General features: G+C 62.0%; 4 protein-coding genes. All 4 read right to left on the bottom strand.

Annotation, left to right across the window (positions count from 1 at the left end; all coding sequences use genetic code 11):
* Positions 1-2,816: FAD-binding and (Fe-S)-binding domain-containing protein (locus QMB98_RS03315; RefSeq protein ID WP_371684229.1), on the bottom strand; the 2,816-nt coding region annotated here is incomplete at its 3' end.
* A gap of 166 nt (positions 2,817-2,982) precedes the next feature.
* Positions 2,983-3,210, bottom strand: a complete 228-nt coding sequence (locus QMB98_RS03310; RefSeq protein WP_371684228.1) for a hypothetical protein — start codon at positions 3,208-3,210, stop codon at positions 2,983-2,985.
* Entirely contained in the window at positions 3,207-5,210 is a 2,004-nt protein-coding gene (feoB, locus tag QMB98_RS03305) for a ferrous iron transport protein B (protein WP_371684227.1), read from the bottom strand. Before feoB ends, QMB98_RS03310 begins: the two co-directional genes overlap by 4 nt.
* Positions 5,207-5,452 carry a ferrous iron transport protein A gene (locus QMB98_RS03300; protein WP_371684226.1) on the bottom strand — a complete coding sequence of 82 codons (246 nt, stop codon included), beginning with the start codon at positions 5,450-5,452 and terminating at the stop codon, positions 5,207-5,209. The genes feoB and QMB98_RS03300 overlap by 4 nt, the downstream gene beginning before the upstream one ends.
* Between the last annotated feature and the right edge of the window lie 102 nt (positions 5,453-5,554).

The raw sequence follows: 5,554 nt of genomic DNA, 5'->3' as shown, positions 1-5,554 counted from the left end.
ACACCCTTGCGATCGGCTAGGCTGTCGGCCTGCGTGCGGCACGAGAAACCATCTGCCAGGAACACCGCATCCGGGTTTTCTCGGAGTGCGGGGAGCAACGCTCCCTCAGCGACCTTGCGAGATACCTCGGCGTGGCCCTTCTCCATGCCGAAGTTCCCCGCCATGCCGCAGCAACCGGACAGCTCCACGACCTCGGCGCCGGTACGTGACAGGAGCTCGGAGTCCGTCTTCCAGCCCATGACAGAGTAGTGGTGGCAGTGCGGCTGAGCCACAACGGTGGTGCCCGTCAGGTCGGGAAGGTCCAGCTTCTCCGGACCCAAGGGTGCCGGTGCGAGCAGCAGTTCCGCGAGAGTGTACGTGTTCTCGGAGACGATCTTCGAGCGCGGATCCTCGGCGAGGAGTTCGGGAAGATCGTCACGTAGGACGGCCGTGCAGGAAGGCTCCACACCGACAATGGGGATGCCGTTGTTGGCGAACGGGGCGAGCTCGGTCAGGAGCTCCTCGAGCTTCGCGCGAGCCCCGTCGAGCTGACCGGTGGTGATCCAGGTCAGGCCGCAGCAAACGGGCTTGCGGGGCACGAGAACCGTGTATCCGGCTCCTTCAAGCACGTTCACCATGGACTGGGCGCCGTTCGTGTCCAGGGTCTCGGAGAACGAGTCCGCCCACAGCATCACGTACTTCTTCGCGGAGGTGGCGGGAACATTACCCAGTCCCTGCTTCTTGGCCCACCGGGAGAACCGCTCGGTCGCGAACGACGGCATGGTGCGATCCTCGTCCAGACCGGCCACCTTGAACACGGTCTTCTGGATCGGCTTCACCTTCATGACCCCATTGGCGATCCGTGCAACAAAGGGGGCGACGGTCGCGAGCTTCGTCCACCTGGGTAGCTGGCCGAGCAGGTAGTGGAGCTTCGGGCGGATCTTGCCCTTGTTGGCGTGGTAGAGGACCTCGGACTTGTACTTGGCGACATCGACGCCACTCGGGCAGTCCGCGGAGCATGCCTTGCACGCGAGGCAGAGATCGAGGGATTCCATGACCTCGTGGGAGCCCCAGTCCGCAATGAGCTGACCGTTGGCAACCTCCTGGAGCACGCGAGTGCGCGCCCTCGTCACGTCCTTCTCGTCCTTCGTGGCCTGGTATGAGGGGCACATGAAGCCGCCATTCGCCCTATTGTCAGCGCGGCACGCGCCAACACCCGTGCACCTGTGCACGGCGGTCGTGAAGTCCCCGCCATCCTCCAGGTAGGCGTAGCCGCCACCCTTCTTGCCGCCACCTGTGATGGGGCGGGCGTAGGGCCTGCGCAGATTCGCATCAAACGGATCAGGGTCAACAATGATGCCCGGGTTGAGGATCTTGGCCGGATCGAACAGGTTCTTCACCTGAGCGAACAGGTTCATCATCTCCGGGGTGTACATGCGGGAGAGGAGCTCTGACCTCGCCCTGCCATCGCCGTGCTCACCGGAGAGGGAACCACCATACTTGGCAACGAGATCGGCCGTGTCTTCAAGGAACGCACGAGCCTTCGGGACCCCGCTCGGATCCGCAAGCGGCATATCGATCCTCACGTGCACGCAACCGTCACCGAAGTGGCCGTAGAGGACACCATCGACATCATGCTCTGTCATGACCTCCGTCATGTCACGCAGGTACTGACCGAGGTGCTCCGGAGGAACGGCGGAGTCCTCCCAACCCGGCCACGCCTCCTTGCCGCGGGGTGAGCGACCGGCGAGACCGGCACCATCGGCCCTGATTTTCCACAGCGCCTTGGCCTCTGCCGAGGAGCTCGCCACCTTCGAATCAATGCTGCCCGCGACAGCGAGAACCTCTGCCACCCTGTCGGCCACGACGGCGGCGGGTTCGCCCTCGAAGGCACCGACCTCAACCATGAGCCAGCCACCACCGGCAGGAAGCTCCGGCACTCCCCCACGAGCGCGCTCAACGACCTCAACGAGCCTGCGATCGAGACCCTCGATCGCGAGGGGCTTCAGTGCAAGGATCGGGGGCACAGCATCGGCTGCCCGGATCATGTCCTCGTAGCCGAGAACGATAAGAGCCGTCTCGGATGCGAGGGGAACAAGATCAACTTCGGCCTCGAGCACGGTCGCGAGAGTTCCCTCCGTGCCGACAAGGAACTTGGCAAGGTCCCGGCCCTTCTCAGGCAGGAGGTGTTCGAGAGAGTAACCGGACACCTGGCGGGAGAACTTACCCGAATGGGTACGGATGGGAGCAAGGTTCGCATCGACGAGCTCCTTGAGCCCCGACACCTCGGTGCCCTTACCCGCCACGTACTGGCGACCAAGACCATCAATGACGGAAAGGGATGCCACGTTCTCGGCGGTCTTGCCCCACGCCACGGCGTGCGGGCCGCACGCGTTGTTACCGATCATGCCGCCCAGGGTTGCCCTGTTCGAAGTCGAAGGATCGGGACCAAAGCGCAGACCGTACTTACCCGCCTCGGCCTGCAGGGTGGTCAGAACCGTACCCGGCTGAACCCGTGCGGTCCTGGAATCCGGATCGATGGAGAGAACATTGTTCATGTACCGGGACAGGTCAAGAACGAGACCGGTACCGATAGAGTTACCCGCGGTCGATGTGCCACCACCGCGAATGGTGAGGGCCATGCCCTCTTCTCGTGCGAAGTTCTGCGCCGCCACGACGTCATCAGCTGACTTCGGGAAGGCAACGACAGAGGGAACCACGCGATAGTTCGACGCATCGGTCGAGTACTCTGCTCGCCGGCGCGTCCCGTCCTCAACCTCACCGGCAAGGAGACTATCGAGACGGTTCGTAAGTGAAGGTGGCACAACTGCTGTCATGCCCCTAAGTCTGTCACAGGACAAAGACGAGCGTACCTGCCAAACATTCTTCGGACACCGGTGGGAATGTGACCGGGCTCAGAGGCTCGAAGAGGCGATCCGTGCAGAAAAAGAAACGTAAATGCACTTGACTAGCGAGATGTAAAGAAGCGTGACAGCTTGCCCGCTAACGGCTTCCGAGGCCCACGAGTGGGCAACCGTGGCACCCTATCGGTAGCGCAACATCGGCCGTTGTTGCCGGGCAGGACCCTCCTGAGCAACCCTGCCGTGTCTGGCTGAGGCGCTCGCGATGCTCGATGGCGATCCGAACGAGCTCGGGGTCGACTTGGGAGGTACGGGCAATGTCGCGGACCGTCCCTCCCCTGCGCAGTGCGCTCATGACCTTGGATCTCATATTAGCGTTCCGATCTGGAACACTGCGACAGCAAGCAACCAGGCAAGAACAATCTGCGTCATAAACGCGATCGACGTGATCTTCCAACCAAGAACACGCTTCTGTTCCGCAAACGTTGCCACGCAGGGCGTGTAGGCGAGAACAAAGACAAGGAACGCGAGAGCTGCGGCGCCTCCGTGACCACCTGAGGCCGCATCGAAGTCCGCTCTCATCCGGGAGCCGAGATCAGAGCCTTCAGCGTCCGCGTACGAGTTCTCCTCCGGTTCGTCGACCTGGTAGGACTGCGCGAGCGACGCAACCACGGTTTCCTTTGCGACGAAGCCGGTCATGAGAGCGGCGGTGGCGTGCCAATCGCCAAAGCCGGCCGGTTCAAAGATCGGTGTGACGGCCTCTGCGGTCGCCGCGTAGAGGGAGTCCTCGATCGGAACATCACCGATCTCGTGGCCGCCGCGGACGGGGATCGCCATGAGCCCCCACATGAGAGTGAGCATGATGACGATGGTGACTCCGGCACCCTTGAGGAAGGCCAGTGCCCTCCGGCCAGCATCCATCAAAACCGTGCCGAGTCGCGGTGTCTGATAGTTCGGGAGCACAAGGAACAGGGGTTCGCTTGCGGTCTTGTCCTTGAAGATCACCTTGAGGAGCAGGCCAGCAAGGATGACGAGCACGACGGAACCCAGGTACATGAGGAACACAACGATTCCAGCATGGTTTGGGAAGAACGCGGCCGCGATGAGAATGTAGACGGTCAGGCGGGCCGTGCACGAGGTCAGCGGAACGAGTAGGGCCGTCACGGTGCGGTGCGCGCTGTTCGGCAGAGTCTTGGTGGCCGCGAGCGCAGGCAGGTTGCACCCGAAGCCAACGATGAGGGGGAGGACGGCACGACCGTCCAAACCAATAGCCCTCATGAGCCGATCGGCAAGTAGTGCGGCCCTTGCCAGGTATCCCGAGTCCTCGAGTAGCGAGAGCGCAAGGAACATGATGAACATGAGAGGAACGAAGGAGAAGACAACTCCGATGCCGGCGAGGATGCCGTCAACAAGGAGCGATTCGAACCAGCTTCCCGACATTCCCACGAGACCAGTCAGCCACGTGACCCCGTCCGTGACCGGACCTGCAACAAAGCCCTCCGCCCAATCCATGATTGGGGTGGCCACGAGGGTGGTGAGTTCAAAGAGTAGCCACAGGACACCCAGGAGTACTGCGACGCCAGCGACGGGGTGAAGCAGGACGCGGTCGATCTTGTCGGACCTCGTGGTCTCGATGATTGGCTGGTCCTGACCAAGGCGCGCCGAGACTAACTCAACCCAGGCAAAGACATCATCGGCTTCCTCAAGCATTCCCTCGAGGGTCGTTGAGTCCGGCTTCGTTGCGGTGTCCTGACAGCAGTCACCACCGGTCCCACACGTACATGCCTTCGCATCCGGACCGAGGAGCCTCGGCCGAACCTCAAGTCCTGTCTTGACTGCCTGCTCGAGAGCATCGATGCCTGTTCCGTGGCGGGGATCAGCCACAACAACGGGTACGCCAACGATTGCGGAGAGCGCCTCAGCGTCTATAACCCTGCCCTGCGCCTTCGCCATGTCCACCATGGTGAGCACAACAATCGTTGGAAGACCCACCTTGGAGAGCTGGCCGAGCAGGTACAGGGAACGGGACATCGCCCCAGCATCCAGCACCGCGACGACCAGGTCCGGTTCCCGATCATCAATATCGCACGTGAGTAGGTCGGTCACGACCTGCTCGTCGGCAGACTTGGCCAGAAGTGAGTAGGTGCCCGGGGAATCCATGACCGTGATGCTCCGGCCCCCTGCGCGCCAGCCACCGCTCGACAGGTCAACGGTCGTTCCCGGGGCGTTGCGGATCGTCTGCTTCGCACCAGTGAGCCTGTTAAAAAGCGTGGACTTTCCGACGTTGGGGTTACCGACGAGCAGAATGTTGGGGCTGGTGGCGATAGCGGCTTGGCGGGAATCTCCACCCTCGCAGTGGGAGCAGCTCACTTGTGGCTCCTCGGCAGGGGAACTCCCGTGGTCGGTTCAACGGAGATGGCGGCGGCGGTTGCGCGATCCAGGGCGATCCTGCTTCCCGAAATGTCGAGAACGGTTCCACCAAACAGGGTGCGTTGCGTGATGCGAACAACAGCTCCGGGACGCAATCCAAGCTCACGTGCCCGGAGCGATCCGGCCGATCCTGTCGACACTATCCTGGCACTGTCATGCAATGGCCACGCACTCAACTTCATGACTCTAATTTAGGTTTGCCTAACCAACATTTCGGGGGACCTAGGTCCTGTGATGTCTCAAGACATAGGTGACGTTTCTGTATCAGGACATAGGTGACAGTT

Source organism: Flaviflexus sp., assembly GCF_041440645.1.
In the GTDB taxonomy this organism is placed as follows: domain Bacteria; phylum Actinomycetota; class Actinomycetes; order Actinomycetales; family Actinomycetaceae; genus Flaviflexus.
The sequence above is the reverse complement of the archived record's forward strand: the minus strand, read 5'-3'. Positions and strand labels throughout refer to the sequence as shown.

What these genes read in the sequence shown, in the direction of transcription:
- QMB98_RS03310 (WP_371684228.1), bottom strand. Translation starts at nt 3,210, where the DNA reads ATGAGATCCAAGGTCATGAGCGCACTGCGCAGGGGAGGGACGGTCCGC.
- QMB98_RS03300 (WP_371684226.1), bottom strand. Translation starts at nt 5,452, where the DNA reads ATGAAGTTGAGTGCGTGGCCATTGCATGACAGTGCCAGGATAGTGTCG.